The sequence below is a fragment of the Bradyrhizobium sp. SZCCHNS3016 genome (genome assembly GCF_032484535.1).
Taxonomy (GTDB): domain Bacteria; phylum Pseudomonadota; class Alphaproteobacteria; order Rhizobiales; family Xanthobacteraceae; genus Bradyrhizobium.
Genome location: NZ_JAUETE010000020.1, coordinates 77,420 through 102,829, shown reverse-complemented (window position 1 = coordinate 102,829; position 25,410 = coordinate 77,420). Strand labels below are relative to the sequence as shown.

Genomic DNA, 25,410 nt, shown 5'->3' with positions numbered 1-25,410 from the left:
AACAAGGCACGATAGTCGTCGTGGCAACCCCACTGTCACAGAAATTATCGTGTCTCACTTAAGGGGGGCAGTCCAGTTCTCTCAATCGTCCTTGCCAAGGGTCAAGCTCCATCGCTTTCATTTCGGGGCCCGACGAGAGCACACAGAACCGCTTCAAGCCGGGTCACGCGTCACCCTTCATTCGTCCAATAGATCCAAGAACTGTTCGACCCTTCGTAAGGCAGGTTCGTCGCTGCGCCCGGGATAGACGACGCGATCGCCCTCGCGCTGCAGCAACCGGGAGCGTGATTTCTTGATCCTCCCTGCAAGCATCGTTGCGGCAATCGCATCAGGCCCAACATCGAGACGCATGATCCCTCGTTGCCGGCAACTTACCCTGAGCTTGGCGACAGCAAAGAAATTGCTGGCCTCAGATGGCAGCTTGCCGAATCGGCGGTGCGTTTCATCCTCGAGCTCCTCCAGCTCGTCATCACTCCGGCACCGAGCGGCTCGAGTGTAGATCTCCAGCCTGACCGCCTCCGATTGCACATAGCTCGCGGGAAGCAGCTCAGGGATGGGAAGATTCAGCTCAGGGATCCAGAGCGCGGACATTCCATCGCGGTCTCCCTCCAGGGCAAGCGTAAGAAGGTGGCCGTAAAGCGTCGGTCCGAACACCTGCGTGTGGCCGGATTGTCGATCGGAGCGCAGGTCGCCGCCGCCGCGGAGGTCGAGGTCGCGAGCGCTGATCGCGAAGCCGGCGCCCGGACGGCTCAATTCCTCGAGGGCGGAAAGCCGTTTTTCCGAGCGTTCGGAGCCGCCTTCCGTCAGGAAATGTGCAAACGCCCGGATGCCGCCGCGTCCTACGCGTCCCCTGAGCTGATGCAATTGTGCCAGGCCAAATTTTTCTGGCCAGCACACAACGATAGTGTTCGCACGTGGAATGTCGAGGCCGCTTTCCACGATGTTGGTTGCAAGTAGTACATCGGCCCGACCTTCGACGAATCCCATCAATCGCTCGTCAATCTCGTCCGTTGGCAACCTGCCGTGAATGGTAATGATACGTAGTTCCGGCGCCAGCGCGTGGATCCTGGCCAGCAGGGGATCGAGATCCTGGATCCGCGGACAAACGACAAAACTCTGACCGTTACGTCTGTGCTCACGAACCAGGGCAGCGGCGATAGCTATGTCCGAGAGCGGTGCCACCTTGGTGGCAACCGGAACACGATGGACCGGCGGGGTCGCGATCACGCTGAGATCCCTCAAGCCCGTCAAGCCGGCCGCAAGTGTGCGGGGGATCGGAGTCGCACTCATCCAGAGCCTGTGGCCGTTCTTATTGAGGCCCGACAGCATGGCTTTCTCAGCAGCGCCGAAATGCTGCTCCTCGTCAATGATGATCAGGCCAAGTTCGGCAAATCTCACCTCCTTGGATGCGAGCGAGAGGGTCCCGACGACGACCCTGAGTTCTCCGCTCTTGAGGCGCTCCCTTACCTTTCGCGCTTCGGCGGCCGAGGCAACCCGCGACAGGTTTCCAACATCGATGCCAAGAGGCGCGAAGCGCTTGCGGAAGGTTTCGACATGCTGTCGTGCCAGCACTGTCGTCGGCACGACGATAGCGACCTGCTTTCCGGCCAGCACGGCGGCTGCCGCTGCTCGCAGCGCCACCTCGGTTTTGCCAAAGCCGACGTCCCCACAGACGATCCGGTCCATCGGGTGCCCCGATGCAAGATCATCCAGAACGTCGCGGATGGCCTTCGCCTGATCGGGGGTAGTGAAATAGGGAAAACGCGCGACGAACTTCTCATAGACAGCAGGGCGCGGCACGAGCTTCGGAGCCGGGCGCCGACGGCGCTGACTCATCTGCTTGGCCAGCTCCTTTGCGACCACATGAATCTCCGTCTCGGCAGCAGCTCGCCGCGGCCGCCATGAGCTGCCGTCGGCCTTGTCCAGCGAGGTGTCTCCGAGCTCAGCGGCGTAGGGCCAGATCAGGGCCAATTCTGCAAGAGGGACGAGAACGGCATCGTTTCCGGCGAATACCAACCTGACCATCTCGCGCGCCGAAAGATCTCCCGTGCCCATGGATCTCAAGCCGCCAAGGCGTGCGAGTCCACGTTGCAGATGAACGACAACGGATCCGAGTTCAGGGAGGTCTCCCGAATCGAAGCCGGGCGTCCATGCCCAGTTCGTCGGTTGCGGTTGGTGTGCCCTGCTGCCGAGCACGTCGGCAGCAGTGATGACCACGAGCGGCTTCTTTCCAGGAACGACAAAGCCCGCATCGAAGCCTGCCAGCAATGCGGCCTGCTGCCTGCCCGTTGCGGTCGCGTGCGTCCAATCCGGCACGCATTCGGCCTTGATAGCGCTCATCCGGGCCATCACACGCAAATCCGCTTCGACCGCAGCGACGAAAAGCACACGTGCCCTACCGCGCTGGGCTTCCTCGATAAATGCACGGAGGGCCTTCCGCGGAGAGGCTGCCTTGTAGAACTCTGGCGTCGCACGATACGGAGTGGTTGGCGGCAACACAGTGATCTTCTTCGCCGCCAGCTCCCATTCGCGTCGGCTGAGATAGGCACGGTCGCGCTCACTGCGGGCGGCCGCATCCTCGATCGTGCTCAACCAGGTGTCGGCGTGCCTGGGCACGGTGCTGTCGGCGATCCATTTGGCGCGCGCACAATAGTCCAATAGGCTGGACCTTCTTCGAGCCCGGCCCGTGAACGCCAGCCGCTCGGACATCGGGTCAATCAGGAGCTCCTTCGTTTCAGAAATCACCTCCTGGTCTATCGGATTGATCGCTGCAATACGCCGGATTCTCCCTCCGGAATGCTCTATCCTAAAAGGTCCGAACGCGCCGGCTGGGAATATCTCGAAGGTGTTGCCGTGAAACAAAACTCCACCGGGATAATCCGGACTATCGTCCAGGTCGTACCCGAGAGCTTGCAGACGCGCCTCGAGGTCTTCCTCGGAATAGACGGCCCCGGTCCGAAGTGGAAATCCGATACGAGACCAGTTCGCAGGCAACGGCAGGAGCTCCATTATGGCCTCCGCCGTCGTGATCAGCAGGATCGGCTTCTTTGCCCTGGCAAGGCGTCTCAAGACGGAGCTCCGCCGGCCCGCGATATCACGTGAAGGCTCAAGCTGATCGAACGGAAGCGTGTTCAAACGGGGATAGACGAGCACATCACAGCCCGGCTCGATAACTGGGATGATCGAACCCAACAGCTCGGCTCGGCTCTCATTTTCAGCGAGGAACACAAGTCCGCCTCGGCCCGAAGCACGCCATCGCGCCGTAAGATACAGCGCCAACATGCCCAGTGGAGACGAGGAGGAAATGCCAGTCCGAATCGGAGCCTTCGTTGTTGTCGCAACCGATGTCTTCTTCCGCGGGGCGGCCTTTGGTGACGCGGAGCGCTTTGCTGATGTGTTCTTGCGCGGCGTTGAGCCACGGAGCGTACGAAGAGCAGTGGTCACTGAATTCTCGTGCTGAATTGACGAATGCTAGGCAAGCCTGCGAATCTTTGTCGAGCTTTAGCGGATTCGACGGCTTCAAGGGATCCAAACTTCGGAGTGTCGATCACCATTCTCCCCTTAAGTGCGACGGTGTCACCAACCAGCACCATCGTCGCGCTCCACGTGGCAGACTGGGGTGCCATGACAACTATGACGTAGAGATTCGTTCTTGAATGACCATGGTACGAACGCGTTGATAAGCGTGATTGCGGCCTTGGTGACTGGGCTGCACAGAAGTCACGAGCCCGGCTGAGACGGCCTGCGGTGGGACTACCCGTCACCAGGTTTGAGCAGAGCCGGCGGTTGCCCGTGCTATAAGCGATACCGCGTGATCTCTGCCCTTATGGCTATGGGCCTCTGCCGAAGAGGCTCAGGCCGCAACGTACAATAACGCAGTGACTCTAGATTCGGCACAATCAAGGCGAACTTCTCCGCGCTCAACCTTGAGCGGTGTTCCTCGTGCTGGCTCTCCGTTGCTTCTCCTATGTCATGAAGGAAGCGCTGAGGTCGGGAATGGGTCTTCGGATATTCACACTTGCCGGCCGCTACGTAATCTTGGCGCGCCGGGCGTCTGCCGTCGCGCGAGAAATTGCCGACTTGGGAATGGCGCGCGCCCGTTCAACCCTCCATCTCCGGCGGCCGCGCCACCGCTATATTTCGACGGTGACGTTTCATGCGTTCATGCCTTCCGCTTCGGAAGGATCGCGTCGAAAGCGAGCCTGCTCGACCGCTCGCCGCGATCGGTCTCCTTGCGGATGCCGAGCCAGACAAAAGTGCGGCCGTTGTACCAGCGCGTGCGCTGGAAGCTCTGGGTGACACGAATGCCCGCGCGCGGCACCTCCTCCTCATGGAGATTGTAGCCCTGCTGCTGCGGGAGGTCGAGACCGTGGCGCAGCAGATCGGTGCGAGGTTCGACGCGCACCGGCGGATCCGGGTCGCGGTCGATGACCCGCAGCATTGCTGCGCGACGCAGCTGGATTTCGCGGCTGTCGTTGTCGATGTGCACCGGGATGAATGGAATCCAGTTCTCCGGCATCTCGCTCATCAGCCGATAGCGGATCGCGGCGTCGTTCTCGATCGGCGGCGCAGGTGGTGGGCCCGGCGGAAGGCTCTCCTCCACCAGGCGACGGAAATAGCGGCGGGTGTCGAGCGCGGCGCTGCGCCCGCTCTTGCTGTCGCCCGAAGCCAACATCACCCGCGACTCGACACCCCACACCATGTTGGCCATCTCGTCGCGGAACAGTTCCACCGACTCCAGCGGCTCGCTCTCCTGGATCTTCGGCACGCTGGGCACGATGAACAGGCTGAGATCGGCGGGAATGTTGTCGCTCCCCTTCGTCGCCAGCGTAAACATCGACCAGCGTTGCCAATCCGCGTCCCCGCCCTTGCCCGCGGCTTCGACCCAGATCCGCTCTCCGAAGACGTTGGTCACGCTCATGCCGGCGACCCGGGTGATCGTCCCGGCCGGCACCGTGAACGGCATCAAGAACCAATCGTTGGCGTAGACGAGGCCGAATTCGATCAGCAGCAGCTTGTTGACGTCCGTCGTCTCCGGATCAATGTCGCCGAAATTCGTTCGTCCCTCCTCAAAGGTCCACCAGCGTGTGTTCGGCATGCCGTCGAACTGGATCGGCGCCGGGATGAACGACGCCGTAAAGGTCGTCTCGACGGCGGCCGGTGGCGGCGCGTCCGCCAGGTCACCGAGCCCTGCGCCGGAGGCGTCGACGTCGAAATTGTACCAGTCGAGATGCCCCTGGAAGTATTCGTCGGCGACCACGAGCTTCTCGCCGCCCGCCTTGGGCGCCGACGCTGCGAAGGCGTATTCGAGGCGATCGGGCAGCCAGGCATCGGCGGCACCCGCGGCGGACTGGTAGAACGCCTCCCGGTACCAGCCAAGGAATTCCGCCTCGGCCGTCTCGATCGCAGCGGCGCTGGCCGGATTGCCGAGCACGACGAGGTCGTGCGCGTGATTGCCGGGCGCGGCCGTCAGATGCTCGACGAGGTCGTAGCCGTCCATCGACCGGCCGGCCAGCGCCGCCATCGTCTGCCAGGCTTCGCGATGGGCGGCGACCGGCGCATCTGCCTTGAGCGCGGGATCTGGCATGGCGACCGGCAGCGCCGCGATGAATTGCTGGGCAAGCCCCGGCTCGATGCCGGCGACGAGCTTCAGCCAGCGCCGGCCCAGGGCGATGCGGAGATCGAACGCGATCTTCTGGCCGGCGAGACGGAACGGGATCGGCCGCCGCTCGACCTTGGCCTCGAGCGGCACGTCGTCGGCGAACGCTTCCGGCGGATTGCTGGCCGCGCGGTATTTCGTCAGTTCGGTGGTCTCGATGTGCACCTTGGCGACGACGGGCGAGCCGGCGTCGTCGCCCTGAAACTCGCCCATCTGCCACTGCTTCGTCAGCAGCCACAGCGGATCACGGACCTCGGCCTTGAGCGCGCGCTCGAAATCGTGCGTGCGTGGGCGGCCCTCGAGCCTGTTCCACAACGTGATGGTGGGCAGCTTCACCTTGCCGGAGAACACGGCGGAGAGGTTCTGAACCGCGACATAGTCAGCCATTGCCCGTCTCCGTCTCGGCCAGCACCGCGGCGAGGTTGTTGTTGAAGGCGAAGTTGAGCGAGGCCGTGATCGGATGGAAGGCCACGGCGGACACCAGCGCCGGCAGGAAGCGGGCATAGGCGGTCGTGTCGACGTGGTCGGGCTCGATCGCGCGCTTCTTGGCGAGGTCCATCGTCTCGCGTACCGTGTCGACGAGATCCTGCCACTGCCACGAGCCGACAAATTTCGGCGGCAGCGCCAGCAGCAGAGTCTGCGGCGGCTCGGCGTTTGGCCGGTCGAAGTGGAACGCCAGACCGGTATCCTCGGTCGGGCGCGGGATCACTTCGGTCCACTCGTCGAGCAACAGCCCGAGTTGCCGCCGCGCCGGATCGAAGCTTTCGGCGAAATGCGCGGTATAGAGCAGCTTGTCCTCGTCGATCACGAACGGCTTTCCGTCGGCATCGGTCTCCGGGAATTCGAGTCCGAGCCACGGCAACTCGGGGCGATGCGGAAATTGCAGCGCCTGCAGCGCGACGCCCGCCCCCGTGAACGCGTCGGCGAGATGCTGCGAAGCTTCCAGATCGTGCAGCTTCGACCGCACCCGCGCGACACCCGTGAACCAGTCGTCGAGCGGAAAGCGGCGTCCGATCGTCGTCTTGAGGAACCCGAGAATGGTCTCGTCCGCCTGCGCCCCCGCGCCCCAGGCGTTGCTCCATTCACCGGCCTGCGCCGCTGGCAGACCGAAATCCGGAACGATCTTGAAATCGTCGCCGAACAGCAGCTTCGCCGCCGCGGTCAACGCCTCGATCTTGTTCTTCGCCTCCGCCGCCGCATCGTATTGATCGAGCCGGGCCTGGATCGCCGGCAGCCGCGTCGTCAGTTCGAGCGCGAGCGCGGCGGTGCGCTTCGCCATGTCCTCTGCGAGGGCGACGACCGCCGTGCGCTGTGCCGCGATGTCGATCGCCGTCGCGTCGAACGCTGCGTTCGCAGCCTTCGACGCCTCGATGCCGTCATGCAGGGCGGCGAGATCGGACGCATTGTCGTAGAGCATGATCAGAACGGCGCGCTGTCCAACGAAGGCGGCGCGCTTGCCGCTCATGAGATCGTCGCGGAAATCGTCCGGCTGCGCCGGTAGAGGGTCGGTCGCCGTGGTCGCGATCAGCTTTTCGGCCACCCGCAGCGCCAGGAACTTCGCCGCGTCCGGCGCGCCGGAATCAGCGTCGTAGGCGACTATACGTGTGTCGAACTCGGCGAGTTGCCTGGTCCATCGAGCGATGTAGCCGGCGAGTGCGGCGTGCAACTGGGAGAAGATCCGCCGCCGGTCGGCGTAGACGGCACCGGTACCGGTCTGCAACGCCGCGAATGGACCGAGACCCTGCATCACCGACACGAAGCCGGTGATCGTCTGCTCGATCTCCGTGGCGATCTGAGCCTCCTGCTTGGCGTCGAGGCGGGCCTGCAGCGCCGTACGGAAGGCGTCGAGATCCGCAAGCCGCGCGGCGAGCAGATCGCGCGGCAGCGTCGCCCGCTCGCGCGCGAGCGCCGCGTCAAGATCGACGGCCTCGTTCGCCTCGCCGGCCATCGCCATGTCGCTCGCCTTGAGCGGACGCGAGCGCAGCAGCAGGCTTCTGAGATGCCGCACCAACGCCGACAGCTCGAACAGCGGCACATGCCCGGCGATCGCCGCAATCCTCTCGCGGTAGGCGATCGTCAGCATTGCGTCCGGGCGCGGTGCATGGACGGCGATCACATGCGCTTCGATCAGATCGTCGAGCGCCTTGGCGGCTGGATCGTTGTCCGGATCGAGCAGATACAGCAGGTCGATCGGCAGCAGGCCGAGATCGACCTGCGTCACGTTGTAGGTGACGGAGGAGAGATCGAGCGGGTCGGTGACCGTCACCGAGCAGGCGACCGCTGCCGGCGGCGGCAGAATGCCCGCGAGCCAGGCGTTGAGCGCGGGCTCCGCCTTCGCCCGCGGCGATGTCAGCGCGCCGTCGTTCGGGTCGAGCCCGGCCTTGAGATGCAGCGCCACCCGATGGGTCAGCGTCACCCCCGACCGCGGCGTGCGCACCACGTCGGGGGTCGCCGGGAATTTTCCCTTGGAGTAGGTGTCGAGCACGGCGCCGGCGCGGTCGTAGTTGCCCTGCACCACCTGATGCACGCTCTCTGCCATCGCGAGGTCGGCGACCGCGTCGGCGATGTCGGCAATCCGCGCGGCCTCGGCGGTGATCGCCGCGGCCTGCTGCGGGCTCGCCGCCGGCAGGTCGGCATCGTGGCCGAACGGGTAGCTGCTCACGCCGCTGGTCTTGATGTGCTCGACCAAAGCAAGGCCGTCGATGACGTTGCGCGCCTCCACCCGGTTGATCCGCAGTCGCCGACCGAACGCGTCGAGCCGGCCGGTACGCGTCGGAGCCAGCCGGTCGCCGACCAGCGGGAACACCTTGCGGAGGTCGTAGATGAACCCGTCCACTTCGACGTCGTGGCGGTCGTGCAGGCCGCGCTCGAACTGATAGCCGAGCAGCGCGCCGAGGCTCTGCTCGCCCTTCATTCCCTCGATGATCGACAGCGCGATGCGGACTCGTTCCGAGCTGAGATTGACGGCGAGGCTGCCGGGATTGTCGGGCGTGGCATTGGACAGATAGCCGTTGCGCAGCACCGCGGCAGTCACCGCTTGGTTCAGCGACGGCGCGTGGATGTAGCCCTGGTTGCTGCGGTCGCGCATCAGCGGCGGCGCATCCGGATCGCCGAAGATCGCCGCGAGGTTTGCCGGCAGCTCGATCGCCGTCAGCTTCTTGAACTCCGGCTTGACGTTCTCGAGCCAGCCATAGGCGCCGAGATAGATTCCGGTCTTCGCCTCTCCGGTCGGTGCGCCCGGCTGGGCGGTCCCCTGGCCGGCACCGTTCGGATAGCGCATCCGCTCCAGTTGGCGGCTCATGATGCCGCCGTACCAGGCGTCGAACCGGTAGGTGCAGAGGTCGAGATGCTCGGCGAACACCCGTTCAAGAACCGCCGTCGGGGACCTCTTCAGCCGTTCGAGCGCATCGAGCTGGCGCTTGAGATACGCGGTGGCGACCATCGAGGTCAGCACCGTCGGGATGAACTCGCCGACCGTCCTCAGTCCCGTTCCGGTGACCGCGGCGTCGCTGCGGTGGAGGTAGCGCCAGCGGCTGCCGCCGGCCGCAGCCGGCACGGCGAGGCTCGCCTCCTCGACCTGGAAGAACTTCGGCTCGCGCCGCGCCGCCTTCAGCTCGGTCTCGCCGATCAGCCCGGCATTGAAGAACAGGCGGATGCTGGTCTCGACGAAGCTCAGGTCGAGCGCGTGATGCAGCATGAGATACAGCAGCGCGTTCGGGCGCTGGGTGAAGCCCTGCTGCAGCCGCAGCGCGTCGTGGGAGGTCGCCGCAGCCTTGATCAGCCAGCCGATGTAGTTGTCGCCGCCGGCGGTGTAGGCGCGGATCTGCTCGGTCTCCGACAACGGACGGTCGTCGATCAGCGGGCCCTTGAGCTGGTTGGGCGCCTTGAGAAAGAGTTTCTCAAGGATGTCCGGCACCTCGATCCCCTCGGGCGGCGCGTAGCCGAGCTGCTTCAGCAGATCGAGCCCGCTTCCGACATAGCCCGCGGCGAGCAGGAGCGCGACCAAGGCGCCGCCCGCCCCCTGCATCGCGAGGCGGTTGTACAGTTCCTTGAAGCTTTCGGCGAAGCGCTGCTGGAATTCCACCGATCCGGCGTGCAGGCCGAGGACATCGAGCAGTATCTGATGACGGTCGCCGTCCGGCTTGCCGATGTAGGACACCCGCGACATCAGCGGCTCGAGATCGGCCTCGACCTTGCGCAGCAACTGATACAACCGCGTCAGGAACCGCAATTCCGGATCGTCCGGCACGTGCGCGGCCCCGACCGCGACGTTCGACCCCGCGAAGATCCACTGGATGCGCGAGCGCGGCGTCGCCGGCAGGATGCCGTAGGGCTGACGACGGACGCGGATCGTGGGCATCGGCCCGCGTGCCGACACGTGCCGGACGAAGAAGTCGCGGGTCCGCTCCACCGTCGAATCGTCGAAGACCGGATGAAGCATGCTCTCCATGAAGTAACCGAGCGTGGCCGGCCACAGCGCCGTGTTCATGGCGCGGGCGTCGTTGACGTCGTGGCGATGGTAGAAGGGGATCGCCGTCAGCGCGGCCGGATCGAGACCGAGCGTGGCGGCGAGGCAGCGTCCGTCTGTCCGCTCGAACCATCCGTCGGGGTCCAGGGGCGGAGTGCCGAAGTAGTGATCGAAGCTGACGTCGGACTCCTCGCGCCAGCTGTAGGCGGCGCCCTCGCCCTCGACGTTGTTGGTCGGCTGGCCCTGCGGCAGGATCGAGAACCCGGCCTTCGACTGATGATGATGGGCGAACAGCTGCTCCAGCGCGACCCGGCCGGCGTCTGCATCGGCCCCGAGCCGCACACCGAGCACCATCAACTGATCGAAGCCGCGGCGGAAGGCGGGCGGCGTTAGCGGCACCCGGAATCCCATGCCGATCTCGACGGCGCGGTCGAAGTTGCGCACCCATTCGAGCTCCGGACCGAACGTGATGTCGTCGCCGTCGTTCGCGACCGACGCGTCGTCCGTTCCGGTCGGCGACGGCGTGACCGGCAGCGGCGACGGAATCGGCTTTCCGAGCTGCTCGAGTTCGAGCGTTCCGCCGTTGTAGCCGAGCAGGACGAGGCGATCAGGCAGGGTCCGCGCGGTCGCCGGCTGCGACCAACCGGTTTCGCGCATCGGCGTGGCGTCCGCGGCGGGAAACTCCAGATACGCGGCGATGACCGTGGTGGTCGCGCGGTCCGCGCCCTCGGGCGGCGCGTCGGCGAGATTCCGCGGCCGGTACGCCCCACGGACCGCCGCGGCGCGCTCGGCGCCGAGCGCGTTGTCGAGCGCGGCGATCGCGTCCGTCTGCGCGGCCACATCCGTGCCCGCGCGCCACAGCGCGGTCCAGAACGTGCTGACCGCACCTCGCTCGGGATCGGCCAGCGGCGCGCTGGTCACCACCGTCAGGATCACGGTCGGCACGCCTTCCACCCTGGCCGGTTGCGCCGCCTCGTTGAGCGGGCGATGAGTCTGGGTCACGTAATAGGACCGCCCCGAGCCCTGTCCGCTCAGCAGCGTTCGCCAGGCGGCCCGCTCCCCGGCGGTGTCGTGGTTCGCCCGCCAGACGTCGGCCCAATAGGCCTGGGCGCGCTTCACCTCGTCTTCCGACAACGCCTCCTCGAAGCTGTCGACGGCGATGTCGTCCGGATAAACCCGGACCCACAGCTCGTCGCGGTCGCCGCCGAATTCCGCCGCCTGCTTGAAGCGCGTTTCGATCCGCAGCGGCATCAGCAGGATCGGCGTCTGATCGGACAGCAGGCCGATGTTGCGGCGTGGGTCGGTGAAGTTCGCGAACAGCCCGATATTGCGGACCACTTCGTCCTTCGCCGCCTTCAGCGCACCGCCCAGCCGCTCGATCTCGGATGTCGCCGCCTTGATCTCCTTGTCGATCGCCGCCAGCGCCGGATCGTCGGCGCCCTTGCTGACGCGCTCGGCCCGTGCGCGGTCGCGGATCAGCCGCGCGCGGGTGTGGCGAAGCCGGCCGATCTCGCGCGACGTCGCATCGACCGCGGCGCGCGACGCTTCTAGCTCCTTGCGGATATCATCGAACTCGGACATTTCGCTTCAGCCGCCCCCTGTCGTGTCCGCTGCGCGATCAGTTCGGCAGCATCTCGCTGCCGTGCACCGCGACCAGCACGGGAACCTGGTAGAGGATGTAGGCGAGCTCCGCGGAGTTGCTGTCCGGATGCCAGCGTAGCGCCTTGTCCTCGTCGTACTGTTGTTTCTTCTCCTGCAGCTCCGGCGCCACCGGATCGTCCAGGGTGAGCGTCGGCCCGCCCGGCCTGATCTGCAGAAAGCCCTTGTCGGCGTCGGACAGCACGTCAGGCCAAGCGAGGTCGTTCCAGACGTTGAGCGGCCCGTCGCGAGAAATATCAAGGCCGAAGCGCGGCTCGCCGGGCCGCTCCTTGATGACGAAGAACCAGCCCGGCGCCGTCGAATTGCCGCGGCCGGTGCCTCCCTTTGCCTCCTTCGAGGTCAGGTCGAAGCCGATGAAGGTGATGTCGGGATCGACCTTGGCTTCGTAGAGCGGTGTGCGCAGGCGGTCTTCCACCGGACCGTCGGTCTCCAGCACCCGCTCGACGCGGGGATTGATCGCGCCGCCGTCGTCGCGCTGCCAGCGCGCCTTCTGGGCGTAGATCACCGCGGTGGGATATTTCTTCAGCAGCTCGCCGCGGATGACGAGGACGACTTCCTCCTCGTTCTCGCCCGGCTTCTCGCGATGGTCGTGATCGCCGAGCTTGGAGAACAGCGACCAGGTGTGGAGCGGCGGGATATCGCGGAGCTTTTCGCGCAGTTCGTCCTTCGACAGGCCCTCCCGGTCGATCACGCCGCTCGGATCCCAGAACTGGCGGAAGCAGCTGCCGCGCTGGTCGGTGGGATATTCGCGCCACAGCAGCTCGCGGGCGAATTCATGGTTGAGGCCGACCATGTAGGCCTCGATGAAACGCTGATTGGTCTCGAGCAGCGTGATCGTGTTCTGCGGAATCTTGTCGATGTTCGGCAGGAAGTGCTCGTCGGACAGGCCGAGAAGCGGCTTGTACATCGGCAGGTCGATTTCCGGATATGCCATCACAGGCTTGAACACTTCCGGCTGCAGCAGCGTCGCGATCCCGTTGATGGCCAGCACTCGCGGCGGAATGGTGATCGAGGAGAAGGTGAAGGCGGGCACCGTCTTGTCGGGATCAATCGCAGCGAAGGTCGACGCTCCGAGCGCGGCGATGTCGATCGGCTTGCGCAACGGCGGCTTGCCGAGATCGGCGCTGACCGTGAGCAGCCGGTTGAGGTCCTTGAGGGCCAGTTTGAAGCGCGCCGCCTCCGGGCTGTCGGCGGACGAAGCGCCGCCGACCGGCTCAGGCGCGGCGGGATCGGGATCGCGGATGGTGAAAGACGGAAAGCCCGGCAGCGCATCGATGATCTCGGGCGAAGCCCCTTGCGGCAACACGCCGGTCGCGATGCCGGCCTGCTTCTCCAGCCGCACCAGCCATCGGAACAGCGCCAGCGCCGCTGCCGCGACCATGATCGCGAGCGGAATGGCGACGGCCAGCAACAGCACGGCGAGCAGCAGCAGAACGACCAGTAATACCCACTTCGCCCAGCGGTGCTTGGTGAGCCAGTTGGTCAGCTCCGCGGGCAGCGACTTCGGCTGAAGCTGCGCGGCGACATCCTCCACCGCCGGCAAGGCGTCCGGGGTGACCCGCGGCGGCGCCGCGCTGACCTCGCCGCGATTGATCTTCTCCAGCAGCTCTTCGGCGCCTTTCGGCGAGTCGAAGCCGAGCGTCGCCGCGAGCTGGTCGCGCGGCCGGACCGCGCGCCGGAACGGCGCAGACAGCGCCGCGCGGGGCACCGTGCTTTCCTTGAGCCAATGGCGCAGCGTGAAGCCGTCGGCGATCACCCGGCGTTGCACCGGCGCCATCATCGTGAGCCCGCGTTCCGCGCTGAGATCCTTCAGCGGCCCGAGATGGCGCGCATGCCAGATCGCGGCCGCCGCCTTGGCGAATTGCGCCAGCCTGATCCGCCGGTTCGCCGCGAGGATGTCACCGACCTGGTCCCAGGCGGCGTCCATATAGGCCTCCTGGTTCTTCTGCACGACCGCCGTGCCGAACGCGGCGGGAACGCGAAACCGCGGGTCCAGATTGAGCTCGTGCACCCAGTTGCGCGGCTGCGGCGCGTCGCTGCCGTCTGCCTCCTCAAGCAGCCGTTCGGTGAGCGCGTGCCAGCGGCCGTACAGCGGCGGCGTGATCACCGGGTCGGGCGCGCCTTCGCGGGCATAGTCATCGGTCAGGTTGACGAAGCCCGCCAGCGCCTTCTCGAATTCGTGCGCGTAGGGTTCGTCCCAGCCCTCGTAGGCCGCAGCTTCCGCCTCCTGCGCGCCGGTCAGCGCCTCGTCCGGCACCTTGAGCGCGCCGCCGAGCCGCAGCACCCCGTGGAGCCCGGCGACCGCGATGGGCGGCATCCCGGAGCCGGGCGTCTGCGTGTCCATGTCGCGGCGGCCGAGCCGCGAGTCCGGCGGACGCGGCTTCAACAGGCGGACGAGGTACTCGAAATCGCCCACCGTCCCAGTCTTGAAGTACCACCGCTTGTACACCGGATGCAGCGTCGGGAACGGCCGGTCGGTATAGTCCGCCCAGGCCGACAGGGTGGCGAAGAGTGCGGGATTCGCCGCCGGTGCAATTCCGAGGCCGGCGAGACGGCCGCTCTCGAAGGTCGGCACCACGAACGCATGGTAGGACGTATTCGGCTTCAACTGACGCGGCGACAGGACGCGCGAATAGGCGTAGTCCGGATTGCTGGCCAGCAGGCTCTCCAGTCGCGCCCTCGCCTGGTCGGCATTGGTCGATTCCACCACGCCGTCCTGCTGGATCAGGTCGCGGTTGACGTGGACGTGCGCCCAGGCCCAAAGCTGGTCGGCGGGCGGAAATACCGAGGCCGGATCGCCCGTCACCTCGATCGCCGGCAGCGGCCGCGCCGACGACACCGCGACTTCCTTGAACTCCTCCACCTCGAGCACCAGGAGTGCGAGCCACGGGCGCAGCCGGTGGCTCGACTCGTCCGGCGCCGCTGGCGTGTAGCGCCACGGAAAATCCTCGTCGTAGAACTCAACGAAGGGCAGGTAGTTCGGCTCGAAATTGGTGATCCAGTCGCGCGGCTCCACCTTCACCACCGCCATCGGATCGATGCCGACGATGTCCCCAGGACCATAGAGCGCGACATCGCGCGAAATCGTCGCCGTCAGATCCGTGTCGCCCTGGACCGGCCGCCCGGCCAGCGACAAGTCGACCTTGATCGTCGCGCGCAGCGCCACCGAGTTGTCGTTGTCGGCCGCCGTGATGCTGTTCGCCACGCCGAGCCGCAGCCAGGGCAGGAAGGAATAGGTGCCGATCGTGTCGCTCATCCCGCTCCTCCCCGCCGCCTCGCCGGACCGCCCGCCATCATCGTGCCTCCGCTACGCCGCGCGCTTCATCTCGTGCGGGCGCACGATATGGGCCTCGCTGGCGAAGTTCGGATTGCGCCGCGTCTCCGCCGCCATGAATTCGCCGGCGCTGGCGCGCGATTGGAACGACGCAGGCGCGCCGGCGATCGGCGAATTGTCGGCCAGGCTCACCACCACATAGGACGCCTGATCGACCGCGATCTTGTCGTCGAATACGTGCTTCAGATCGCGCGACTTCGCCGAGATCTCGGACCGCGCCACGGCGTTGTTGGCCAGGAAGTGCGTGAACAGCCCGGAGATGAGCGTGACGAAGCGCCGGCGTGCCCGCTTGAAATTGTTGTCGACGATGATCTCTTCGTACCGGGCGATGCGCTTGGTGACATAGCTGGTCTTTGCCTGGTTGCCAGTGACCGACAGCTCCAGCCCCGCCTCCTCGGCCTCGTAGTCGGACGCGCTGAGCTTCTCGCCGTCCTTGAGGTCCTTGAACTGGGCGATCGCGAACGACTCCCGGATGGTGGCGCGCTTCTCGATGCCCGACGTCGCGGTCGCGACCGAGAAGTAATTGGCGTCGTCCGGGCGCTGCGCGCCGATCTTGTCGAGGGTGATGCCGAGCGGGATCGCACGCTGGGTGATCTTGAGCGAACCGACCGGATGCAGGACAAGGTCGGAGCCCGCGTCCACGGTCTTGAGCGTCACCAACAGCCTGCTGCTGTTCTGCAGCGCGGCAGTCCAATTCTCCGCCTTCGAGTACTCCGCCACCAGCAGGGGCAGCACGGAGACCGGCGGCAGGCTGGTGTCCTCCTTGTCGCCCCAGGTGTGGGAGAAGTCGACGTCGACATCCCAGAACAGCAGCGAGATGCTCCCGGTGCCCTCGACGTGCCAGGGCGATGTGCCTTCGAGCGAGCCGCGGAAGCGGATACTGAACAGCCCCGCGCCGAACAGCTTCACCGACAGTGAGGCAGAGATCGTGATGATGAAATAGAACGGCGAGAACTGGAACAGCGCGTCGAAGGCGAGATGGCCCTCGATGTTGGCGATCGAGACGCCGAAATACAGCTCCGCATGTGCGCCGAACTGCACGGTGTTCGACGTCACCGCGAAATAGGCGTCGACCCGGATGCGGGCCACCGGCGTGTTGAGAATGTTGATCGCGATCCGGGGGATCGGCGGGAACGGCAGCGCCGGCGGATTGTAGGCCGGGTGGAAGCCGCCGACGGAGACGATGAAAGTGGCGTCGCCGCCGAACGACGCGAGCACGCCCATGCCGCCGTCGAGCGGCATGAAGATCACGCGGGATTCGTACAGGATGGCGAAGAACCAGCCGCGCTTCTTGTCGAATTCGATCGCGCCCATGAAGGCGACCTGGATGATGATGAGCGGCAGCCGATCGTCCGGGATCGCCACCGTCAGCTTGCCGATGATGGCGATGTTGCCGGGAATCTCGATGATGATCCCGAGCGACAGGCTGATCAGCGTCGGCGTGCCCCAGCCGAACTTCGCCATCGGGCCGATGAGGAAGGTCCCCTGCTCTGGCGGGAAGAAGGTGCGGAGGTCGGAGATGATCCGGTGCGCGTTGGCGACGACGTCGTGCGGGAATAGCACCGAGTCCAGCGAGCCGGCGCGCACACCGTTGACTAGCGCGTCGAGGTCCATCGAGCGGTTGAGCCCGACCAGTCCGCCGACACCCAGCAGGGTGAAGCCGAAACCGAGCTGCAATCCGGGGTTGAACTCGACCGTGATGATGGCGATGAAGGAAAAGCCCTTTGACCCGTCCGGCATCTTGGTGGTGATGACGCCGATTGCCGTCACCGAGAGGAAGTCGAGGATCTTCAGTTCCAGCGCGCCGGCATATTCGCCGCGGTCCGGATCGATGAAGAGATAGCCGCCGCCCTTCACCGCCCCGGCATCGATCGACAGCCCGACGCCGTTCGGTGGCTTGAAGCCGAAGGATAGATCGATCGGGCCGAGGTTGCCGCCGCTCCCCGGAAAAGCGAGATCGGTCCGCAGCCCGATGTTTTCCACCACCGCGACCAGCGGACCGAGCGCCGCCTTCAGCGTCGCGCCGATATCGATCGGGAGGCCGTCACCCGACGGTGTCACCGCGAGCGTCAGTCCCTGCACCTGGATCGGACCGAGGTCGATATGCGCTGGGATCTGGATCTCGAGATGCGAGGTGCCGCGGAAATACACGCCGCGCGGATAGGCGACGCCGAGGCCGAGATCGAACTCGAACCGCGTCGAGATACCCGACAGGATGGTCGAGATGAAGCCGTCCGAGCCGGACGCATCGAGGACGAAAGCGAGGCCCTTGAGGTCCACCTCGGCGAACACCTCGACGTCCCTGCCCGCCACCAGCGTGAAACCGCCGGCACCGCTCACCGATTGGTATTCGAGCCGCGTGCCCTCGCCGGTGCCGAGAACGATGGTCGGGCTGCCGGAGGCGGCGGAGTATTCCACTTCGACGCGCGCGGTGCCCTTGGCCGACGTCGGCGCGCCGCTGCCTGCGAAGCCGATCACCATGTCGATGCCGCTGCCCGGCCGCACCATCAGGCCGACACCGCCGGTGAGATCGAGGTCGCTCGAGATCGTCACCGCGATCGTCGGACCGAGCTGCATCCGCACCGACAGCAGCCCGCTGAACGACGGCAGCAGCGCGAAGCCCGGCTTCTTGCTCCCGGACTTTGGCAGCGGGAACAGTCCGAGCTCGGCCGATAGCCGTCCCGCGTCGCGCGCCCGCTCGAAGAACACCAAGCGGAGCCGCTTGCGCACGGCGGCACGCCCGATCGGAGGGCCGCCTTCGAGCGCGCGCGCGACCCGATCCGGCACCTCCACCATCCGGACGTCGAGCCCGAGCCCGGCCGCGAGGCTGTCGATCTGCCGCGCGAAGCTGGAGAAGTCGAAGCTGTCGGTGCCCCAGCCGAAGGCGTTCTCGAACAGTGTCACCGGGTCGGAGACGATCTTCGGCAGGTCCGGGAAGCTGAACCTGTAGTCGATGTAGTCCGGGCGGTTGCCGGCGGCCGCGGTATAGCGGGTGCGGATGACGCCGAGCGCCTGCAGCGCGAAACCGATGCCCGGATGATGGTTGCGCAGATAGGTGATGAAGAGATAGCCGACGAGCTGCCCCGGAAACTCGCCCTTGAAATTATCGGCGTTCAGCGTCGCCGAAAATGCGCCGCCGGGCGCCGAGACGAGGTCGTCGATCGCCTGCACGACGCTGGCGATCGCCTCGATGGTCTTGAAGGCGTCTTCGAGCGACCCGGACTCGGCCGTCATCCCGCCGTCGGACGCCACTTCGCCGTCGAGCGACAGCCCACCGCCGACCAGCGCCTGGAGCCGATCGAACAGCAGCTGCAAGTCGACCGCGAGATCGGCGATCGGCTTCGGAATCACGTCGGAATCCCAGCCCAGCTTGAGCAGCAGGCCCTGGAACGCGGCCGGCGACTCCACCGCCGCCCGCAGCGGCAGCAGCAGCTTGCCGATCTCGGCGACGATCGTTTCGAGGGCGCCCGGTTCAGCCATTCTTCTTGGCCTCCGGATAGAATTCGCGGTCGACGACGTCGTGCAGCGCGGGATCGACGCGGTTGGTGATCAGCCATTTGCAGACATGGCAAAAGGTGCCGCTGTTGTTCCGCATCTTGCAGTCGCCGGCCGGACGATAGACCAGCCCGGTGAAGTTGTATGCGCCTTCGTACAGGCCGACCAGCCGCTGCGCCTTGCATGGCGGCTTGAAGTTCGGGATGTCCTTCGGGTCGTCGCCCTCGTCGTTCACATGAGCGAAGTCGGCATCCTTGTTGAGCGGCAGATGGTTGCCTGCGATGAAGTCGCGCACCTTCTTTTCTACCACATAGACCAGCGCGTCCGCATCGTCGCGGCGCGGCACGAACAGCAGCGAGCCTTTCGGAAACACGGGAAACGGCGCCGGCGGCAATTCCAGCCCGCCGAGCCGGATCGAGCCGAGGTTCTGGTCGATGTCGCCGATGTCGAGTCTGACGAGGTAATCGGAATCGGTGAACGTGAGCGGCAGTTGCCGGCCGATCGCCGTGATCTGGATGCGGCGGAGAAACGCCTGGCGGCCGGCCGCCTTCGCCTGCACCCAGCGCGGGATCTGGCGCGGGTCGATCCTGACCTCGATCGAGCCACCCTGCTGGGTCGAAGCCTGGGTCAGCTTGGCCGAAAGCTGGACCCTGAGAAGTTCGAACCATTTCACCTTGGACGGATCGACCAGACGGGAGTGATTGGCGGCGTAGTTCGGATCCTGAAAGATGCCGGCGAGCGCGACGATGTTGTCGTGCTCGCTCGAAGCGGTCGCATTGTCTTCGGCGCTCGTTTCGTATTCGTCGCCGAGATTGAAGGAATGGCCGAATTCGTGCGCAACCGTGTCGATGATATCGGTGAGGTCGGCGTCGATGTCGCTGGCGGGCTTGCGCCGCATCACTTTCTTCGTCGCCGTGTTGGTCGCCGGATATTCGAAGTCGAGCGTCTTCAGGCTCTGCAGCGAATTGGCGGTCACGGTCGACTGGTTGAAATTGGTGCCGCCGATCATGTCCTCGTTGGTGATCATGGCGATCAGGCCGCGGCTGCGCTTGAACGTGCCGTCCGGTATCCACTCGGCGCCGAGCGCGGTGTGCGGCGACGACCCGAGCCGCAGTCCGGACAGGTAGGCCATGATCGGCGCCGCAACGTTCGCGCGGCCGTTCCTAGCGAGCTCCGGCGGATGCCGGCGAGGATCCGGGGTAAGGTGCCGGGTGGCGCTGGCCGGCTTGAAGAACTGATAGGCGCGGGCGATCAGCGGCGCGAGGTTGGCATCGCCCGCCGCATCCGCCGCCGGCATCGTCAAAGCGGCTCCGGATTTCGCCGACCGGTCGCCCCAGCGGGAGCCGAGCATCAGGCCGTAGAAGGTGTCACGTGCCTCCAGGATGCCGAGCGATTTCTGCTTCCTCCACGCTTCGATCAGGGTGTCGTTGACCTTCGCCGCATCGTAGTTGGGCAGCGACTGGCCCGCCCAGCGCGCCTTCAATTGCGCCGGCGTCGCAGTCTCGTTGCGGAGCGGCAGGCCGACGCGGGCCACGAGCTCGTCGACTTCGTAGATGCTCTTGTCGTCCGAAACGCTGTAATTCCACGGAATCGGTCCGCCCCTGCCGAGCTCCGAGGTCTCCTCGTCGTTGACGCGCCAGCCGCAGGTCACCGCCTGCTCTTCCGACGCCTGGAAGGCCTTGAATACGTTGAAGCTGCCCGCGAGCGTGCCGTAGGGCTCGTGGCGCTTCTGCGAGAACAGACCGTCCGCCGCTTCCTGCACGATCTTGTCGAACTTGTCCTTCTCGGACGCGCGAAAGCCTTCGGCGAGGAACAGGATGTTGTGCATCTCGGCGGCATTGGCGAGGTCGCTGGCGCGCACCGTTGAGATGTTGTCGCGGATCTTGGCGTAGTCGACCACCTTCACCGGCAGGCTCTGGTTGACACCGAGGAAGCTGCCGTCGAGCTGGGCCGCCCCCTCGCTCACGCCCCTCAACCGTCCCTCATTGTTCGTATTTGCCACCACGAAGGTGCCGGGGCTGGCCGAGCTGAGCGTGACGAAGCCGTGCCCGGTGATGTCGCCGACGAGATCGGTCCCGGTCGGATCGTCGCTGAACAGCGCGCACAGCGTCGGCTGGCTGTGGGCGACCGTCGGATGCAGCGCCGTGGTGATCGAGGAGTTGCCGAACCACCAGCCGAGCACATCGTCGTGCACCTGGATACGCGCGACGATGTAGCCGGGGCCGTATTCGATCACCACGAGATTGATGCCGACGTCGTCGCCGGTGATGGTGCGCGCCGCAGGATCGATCGTCACGAAGCTGGTCAGCCGGGAGCCGACCGGGTTGTACGGCGCCAGGATCCGAAAATTGCAATCCGCGGTGACGTCGGTCAGCGTGTAGGTCGTCGACCCGCTCGGCAAATCCTGGTCGAACACGCGGAACGGCAGCACTTTGGTCGCGGGCTTCTTCAGCGCGACGTGCATGTCGCAATGCGGATAGACAATGAGAGGCATGCCGGCACAACCCTCTCTCAGCGAGTAGAACTATTGGGAAGCCCGTCGCTCCCATCGGAAATCTGGCATCGTAAGGATTTTACACCCAAGCCTTCTCAATACAACCTGAACGTGATACTGTTTCGACGTCCTTCTGCAATTGTCGTTTGCCGAGTGGAGTTCTCCATCACTGGCACCAATCCTGATGCAAAAGCCGGCCGCGTGGAGCATCTCGTTGTCCTCGTTCATCGGATAGACACGAACGCTCAGTGGTTTCCGATCGCCAAGAAGCCGTTGGAGGGCGCTGGGCTTGTAGCTGTCCCCACGGGGTACGGGATCTATGGCGTGATCCGATTTCTTACCCCGTCAAGCGTCTTGAGTCGCACTGCGATTGACCGCGTCTCCCATCCGTGAACGCGAACAGCGCCGGGGCCTCATTCTCGGGCTAACTTTGGCGGAGATCCTGCTCCTGCTCACGCTTACAGCCGAACTCAAGATTTGGCAGGACAGAGCTAATGCGGCTGAAGAGCAGCTGAATCCGCTTCAGCAAGTACTGTATGAAGGTGGCGCGGTCGATATCACCGGCGTGCAGCAGCTCGTCGAGCGTTTCAAACTGCTCCCAGACTTGGAAGCGGAAAAGACAGCCCTCAAAGGGGAGGCAGCCAAGCGGGCTGAGAAATCTGAGCTGTTTAAGTCACTCGGCCTCGACAGCGCGCAGACACTCCACTCGTTTTCCACCGCGCAGGCGTCGGAAATCGGTCCTGATGATCCACCGGCCGTTCTGAAGCGTGCGGTCGATGTTCTCAGCCCTTAGGCAAAGATCCGCAGCGGGGCCGGATCAAGCCGCTATCTGAAGTTGCCCAAAAACTTGCAACAGCGGAAGCTGAACAGAAGAGGTATCACCTCGACGTGCTCAATCTAGTGCGCCGAAATGGAAACGGCCTCGCCTATCCATCATGCTGGAGGACGCCGACGGGACAAGCGGAATACATCTTCGATATCACATTCGGCGATCGCGGGATTAGGGTCAGCGACGCTACGCCAACCCGAGCGAAGGATCCGGCGTGGGAGATGGTCGGCTCGTTCAAACGTGATGTCGAAATCAACGAACGGGATTTCGTCGCGGCTACTCGGAAGCTCGCCGACAGAGCGACGTCGCAAAACTGTAAATTCTACACGCGCAACTGGGACGAAACCGGTCCATCGAACAAGGTGCGCTACAAGCAACTGAGGCGGGCGATTGAGCAGAATTTTTATCCTTATTACCCTCCAGCTCCGAGCGTGCCGCCCCGAAGGCCAGCATCCGCTCCTATGACCACGACGGCCGCACCCGGTCCGGCTGCGGGGCTGTCGGGCGAAGGGCGGCCGGAGTAGCCAGTTGGGACAGGGCAGATGTATCAGAAAATCACGTCGCTTCGCGCCGCAGCGTTGCCAATCGGGCGAATTGAGCGCAGGCTCCTCCCCAAGCGCGCAAGTCGCATCAGGGGAGAGACGCATGAAGGAACCGGGACTCGACGGCCGCCATCGGGACAAGGATGGCGAGATCAGCAGGAAGCACGGCAATACGTTGGTCGCCACGTTGCGCAAGATCTACGGCAAGTCCTTTGCGGCCGGCTATCCGGATTCGACGAAGCTCGGCGATGTGCTGCTGCAGCTCAACGAGACGTCGCTGAGCCAGTTGCGCCGCGACCACGGCACCGGGCATTTGGACCACAAGATCAAGCAGGCGTCGTGATCGGCGACGCGAGGCGGTTGCTCCGCTTGCCGGAGGGCGCGGCCAGCGACTGCAGGTGCAAGGCCATACGTGGACGGCGCCACGGACGTACGGACCTGAACAGCTAACGCTTCGCAGCCGGATCCGCAAAGAACCCTTCCAAGTCGCGTCAGGAAAGCTCGCGCATGGAGCTGTCCCGACGCTCAACGACACCGACTTGTGCGACTACTTCCCCATGCTCCCCGCCTGGTTGGTGCCCGGCCCCACATTGCCCTGGCTCGAGGAGGTGGAGTCGCGGCCGGATTTCATGTTGCTGCCGGTCGTCTGCGACGACGTCGCCGATGTCGCGGCGTTGTGCTTCTTGGCATGCTTCGCCTGGGCGGCGAGCGGAACGGCGGCGAGGGTGGTGACGACGAGGGTGGCAATGGCGAGCTGGATCTTCTTCATGGATCCGATCTCCATCAGGTTGAACTCCACGCTCGCCCAACCCGACTGCGACATCACAGTTCCTGCCGCAGGATCAAGCGTTGTTGTTTGATCCGGCGGCGCGCGTGAGGGTGCGCAGCAGCAGCCTCACGCCGGCGCTTGCACGGGCACGGCGCGCTGCCGCGGCGCGGGCTTGGGAAACGGCCGGAACGTGGTCATCATCATGACAGCGCCGAGGCCCATCAGCCAGGAGCCGACATAGAGCCACGTGTAGCTGGCAAAGCTGTCGTAGATCAGGCCGCCGGCCAGCGGGCCGGTCGCCATGCCGAGGCTGCCGGCCATCGCCGTGCCGCCGATCACCGTGCCCATGATGCCTTGCGGAAAATTGTCGCGCGCGATCGCGGCGTAGAGCGGCATGGTGCCGGCATAGAGGAAGCCGAAGGTCGCCGCGACCGCATAGAACGCGGCGAGGTCGCCCACGACTACGTAGGCGAGCGCGCCGAACGCCTGCGCGAGCAGGCCGAGAACGAGTACCCGCTTGGCGCCGAAGCGGTCGCCGAGCAGGCCGAAGGCGATGCGGCCGCCGAGCCCGGCGAGCCCCTCGATGCTGTAGATCGTCACCGCCGCCATCAGCGGGATGCCGCAGGTGACGGCGTAGCTCACGGTGTGGATGATGGGGCCGGAATGCGTGGCGCAGCAGAAGAAGTTGGTGGCGAGCAGGATCAGGAACTGCGACGAGCGCAGCGCCGCCGACCGCGTCATCTCGGCCGGCCCGGCGGCGGGACCCGACGCGACGGCGTCGCCGGGCGCGGACGATGGCGGACGGCCCACGAGCAGCGACGTGGGAATCATGATGGCGGCCACGATCGCGGCGATGCACTGCATCGCGGTCCGCCAGTCGTAGCTGGAGACGAGCCAGGCCGCGAGCGGCGACATCGTCATCGGCGCCACGCCCATGCCGGCCGAGACCAGCGACACCGCGAGGCTGCGATGGGTGTCGAACCAGCCGGTGACGGTCGCCATGACCGGCGGGAAGATCGCCGCTGTCGCGATGCCTGCGATCAGGCCGAACAGCAGTTGGAACGCCAACAGCGAGGATGTCAGGCTTGCCAGCAGCAGGCTGACGGCGAGCAGGATCGATCCGATCAGCAGCACGGGACGCGGGCCGATGCGGTCGGACAGCGTGCCCCAGCCCATGCTGGTGACGGCCATCGCCAGGAAGCCGATCGTCATCGCGGTGGAGATCCCCGCGACCGACCACCCGGTCTCGGCGGCCATCGGCTTGAGGAACACCGGCAGCGAGAACAGGCCGCCGACGGCGACGCAGCCGAGCACGCCCCCGGCCGCCACGATCACCCAGCGATAGTACGATGTGCTCATCCGCCGTCTCCTTCCCGATTGTTCGGTTGGAAGACGATCGGGACAAGGCCGAGACGACACGCGGCGATCGGATTTTTTCGCGGGCTGTGGAGCCGGCGCCTCACACCGGCGTCATGCCGTGCTGGCGCTTGGTTTCGGCGGTCTCCTCCGAGACCAGATATTCGATGAAGGCCCGCGCCGCCTCGGTATGCGCGCCGGCCTTGCACAACGCCGCCGCGAACACGGTGCCGGGCTGCAGCGACGCGGGCAGCAGGCCGACGATGTCGATGCCGGGCGCGCCGAGCATCTCGCTGAGCTGCTGGAAGCCGACCTCGACCTCGCCGTCGGCGAGCAGCCTGGCGACGGGAATGCCGGGCTTGGCCTGGACCAGGCGCGAAGTGCCCTCGCTCTCCAGGCCCCAGTCGCGGGCGAGCTTCTGCACATACGTGCCGCTCGGGCCGGTGGAGATGCCGATCGCCTTGGCGTTCTCCATCGCCCTGCGCACGGCGGCCTCGTCCAACGGATCAGGCTTCGCGGCGCCCGCGCGCACCGCCATCGCCATCGGCGATTCCGCGATCTCGATGATGCTGCCGGGCACGAGATGGCCGTCGGCCTCGAGCTTCTGCAGCGCATCCGAGGCGAGCACCGCGAAATCGAACGCTTCGCCGGCGCGGATGCGCTTGGCGGCATCGACGCCGCCGACGGATTCGATCGTGATCACCTCGCCGGTCGCCTCCTCATAGGCGGCCGCGAGCTCGGCGAGGATCTGCCTCGTCGCCATCGAGGAAATGCCGGCGGCGGTCACGCTCATGATCTGCTCCGT

General features: G+C 65.5%; 12 protein-coding genes. 3 read left to right on the top strand and 9 right to left on the bottom strand.

What is annotated here, in order from left to right:
- Positions 1 to 177 precede the first annotated feature (177 nt).
- From QW881_RS29235 to QW881_RS29210, 6 genes are all read right to left on the bottom strand, one after another.
- The gene (locus QW881_RS29235; protein ID WP_315758822.1) at positions 178 to 3,282 is read right to left on the bottom strand and encodes a DEAD/DEAH box helicase; all 3,105 of its coding nucleotides are present in this window, start codon (positions 3,280 to 3,282) and stop codon (positions 178 to 180) included.
- Between the two features lie 880 nt (positions 3,283 to 4,162).
- Positions 4,163 to 6,046 carry a hypothetical protein gene (locus QW881_RS29230; protein ID WP_315758823.1) on the bottom strand — a complete coding sequence of 628 codons (1,884 nt, stop codon included), beginning with the start codon at positions 6,044 to 6,046 and terminating at the stop codon, positions 4,163 to 4,165.
- A complete protein-coding gene (locus tag QW881_RS29225; protein ID WP_315758824.1) occupies positions 6,039 to 11,708 on the bottom strand; it encodes a hypothetical protein in 5,670 nt (1,889 codons plus the stop codon). The genes QW881_RS29230 and QW881_RS29225 overlap by 8 nt, the downstream gene beginning before the upstream one ends.
- Positions 11,709 to 11,745: 37 nt before the next feature.
- On the bottom strand, positions 11,746 to 15,042 hold the full coding sequence (locus QW881_RS29220) for a hypothetical protein (protein ID WP_315758825.1): 3,297 nt from the start codon (positions 15,040 to 15,042) through the stop codon (positions 11,746 to 11,748).
- Between the two features lie 51 nt (positions 15,043 to 15,093).
- Complete coding sequence (locus tag QW881_RS29215) at positions 15,094 to 18,600, bottom strand: DUF6603 domain-containing protein (RefSeq protein ID WP_315758826.1); 3,507 nt, start codon at positions 18,598 to 18,600, stop codon at positions 15,094 to 15,096.
- The gene (locus QW881_RS29210; RefSeq protein ID WP_316159187.1) at positions 18,593 to 21,109 is read right to left on the bottom strand and encodes a M64 family metallopeptidase; all 2,517 of its coding nucleotides are present in this window, start codon (positions 21,107 to 21,109) and stop codon (positions 18,593 to 18,595) included. The genes QW881_RS29215 and QW881_RS29210 overlap by 8 nt, the downstream gene beginning before the upstream one ends.
- A 370-nt stretch (positions 21,110 to 21,479) precedes the next feature.
- On the opposite strand from QW881_RS29210, the gene QW881_RS29205 reads away from it, so the two are divergent.
- The 3 genes from QW881_RS29205 (at position 21,480) to QW881_RS29195 (ending at position 22,823) form a co-directional block, all read left to right on the top strand.
- Positions 21,480 to 21,902, top strand: a complete 423-nt coding sequence (locus QW881_RS29205) for a hypothetical protein (protein ID WP_316159186.1) — start codon at positions 21,480 to 21,482, stop codon at positions 21,900 to 21,902.
- 257 nt (positions 21,903 to 22,159) lie between these two features.
- Entirely contained in the window at positions 22,160 to 22,462 is a 303-nt protein-coding gene (locus QW881_RS29200) for a hypothetical protein (RefSeq protein ID WP_316159185.1), read from the top strand.
- A gap of 121 nt (positions 22,463 to 22,583) precedes the next feature.
- On the top strand, positions 22,584 to 22,823 hold the full coding sequence (locus QW881_RS29195) for a hypothetical protein (RefSeq protein ID WP_316159184.1): 240 nt from the start codon (positions 22,584 to 22,586) through the stop codon (positions 22,821 to 22,823).
- A gap of 204 nt (positions 22,824 to 23,027) precedes the next feature.
- Here QW881_RS29195 and QW881_RS29190 read toward each other — a convergent pair whose 3' ends face one another.
- The 3 genes from QW881_RS29190 to QW881_RS29180 form a co-directional block, all read right to left on the bottom strand.
- Positions 23,028 to 23,303: a hypothetical protein gene (locus QW881_RS29190; RefSeq protein WP_410052081.1), complete on the bottom strand. Its 276-nt coding sequence runs from the start codon at positions 23,301 to 23,303 to the stop codon at positions 23,028 to 23,030.
- Positions 23,304 to 23,375: 72 nt separating this feature from the next.
- Positions 23,376 to 24,608, bottom strand: coding sequence for an MFS transporter (locus tag QW881_RS29185; protein WP_316159183.1), 1,233 nt, complete (start codon positions 24,606 to 24,608; stop codon positions 23,376 to 23,378).
- Between the two features lie 100 nt (positions 24,609 to 24,708).
- Positions 24,709 to 25,398, bottom strand: coding sequence for a substrate-binding domain-containing protein (locus QW881_RS29180; protein ID WP_316159182.1), 690 nt, complete (start codon positions 25,396 to 25,398; stop codon positions 24,709 to 24,711).
- Positions 25,399 to 25,410: the final 12 nt, after the last annotated feature.

What these genes read in the sequence shown, in the direction of transcription:
- QW881_RS29235 (WP_315758822.1), bottom strand. Translation starts at nt 3,282, where the DNA reads ATGTTGGCGCTGTATCTTACGGCGCGATGGCGTGCTTCGGGCCGAGGC.
- QW881_RS29230 (WP_315758823.1), bottom strand. Translation starts at nt 6,046, where the DNA reads ATGGCTGACTATGTCGCGGTTCAGAACCTCTCCGCCGTGTTCTCCGGC.
- QW881_RS29225 (WP_315758824.1), bottom strand. Translation starts at nt 11,708, where the DNA reads ATGTCCGAGTTCGATGATATCCGCAAGGAGCTAGAAGCGTCGCGCGCC.
- QW881_RS29220 (WP_315758825.1), bottom strand. Translation starts at nt 15,042, where the DNA reads ATGAGCGACACGATCGGCACCTATTCCTTCCTGCCCTGGCTGCGGCTC.
- QW881_RS29215 (WP_315758826.1), bottom strand. Translation starts at nt 18,600, where the DNA reads ATGGCTGAACCGGGCGCCCTCGAAACGATCGTCGCCGAGATCGGCAAG.
- QW881_RS29210 (WP_316159187.1), bottom strand. Translation starts at nt 21,109, where the DNA reads ATGCCTCTCATTGTCTATCCGCATTGCGACATGCACGTCGCGCTGAAG.
- QW881_RS29200 (WP_316159185.1), top strand. Translation starts at nt 22,160, where the DNA reads ATGGTCGGCTCGTTCAAACGTGATGTCGAAATCAACGAACGGGATTTC.
- QW881_RS29195 (WP_316159184.1), top strand. Translation starts at nt 22,584, where the DNA reads ATGAAGGAACCGGGACTCGACGGCCGCCATCGGGACAAGGATGGCGAG.
- QW881_RS29190 (WP_410052081.1), bottom strand. Translation starts at nt 23,303, where the DNA reads ATGTCGCAGTCGGGTTGGGCGAGCGTGGAGTTCAACCTGATGGAGATC.
- QW881_RS29185 (WP_316159183.1), bottom strand. Translation starts at nt 24,608, where the DNA reads ATGAGCACATCGTACTATCGCTGGGTGATCGTGGCGGCCGGGGGCGTG.
- QW881_RS29180 (WP_316159182.1), bottom strand. Translation starts at nt 25,398, where the DNA reads ATGAGCGTGACCGCCGCCGGCATTTCCTCGATGGCGACGAGGCAGATC.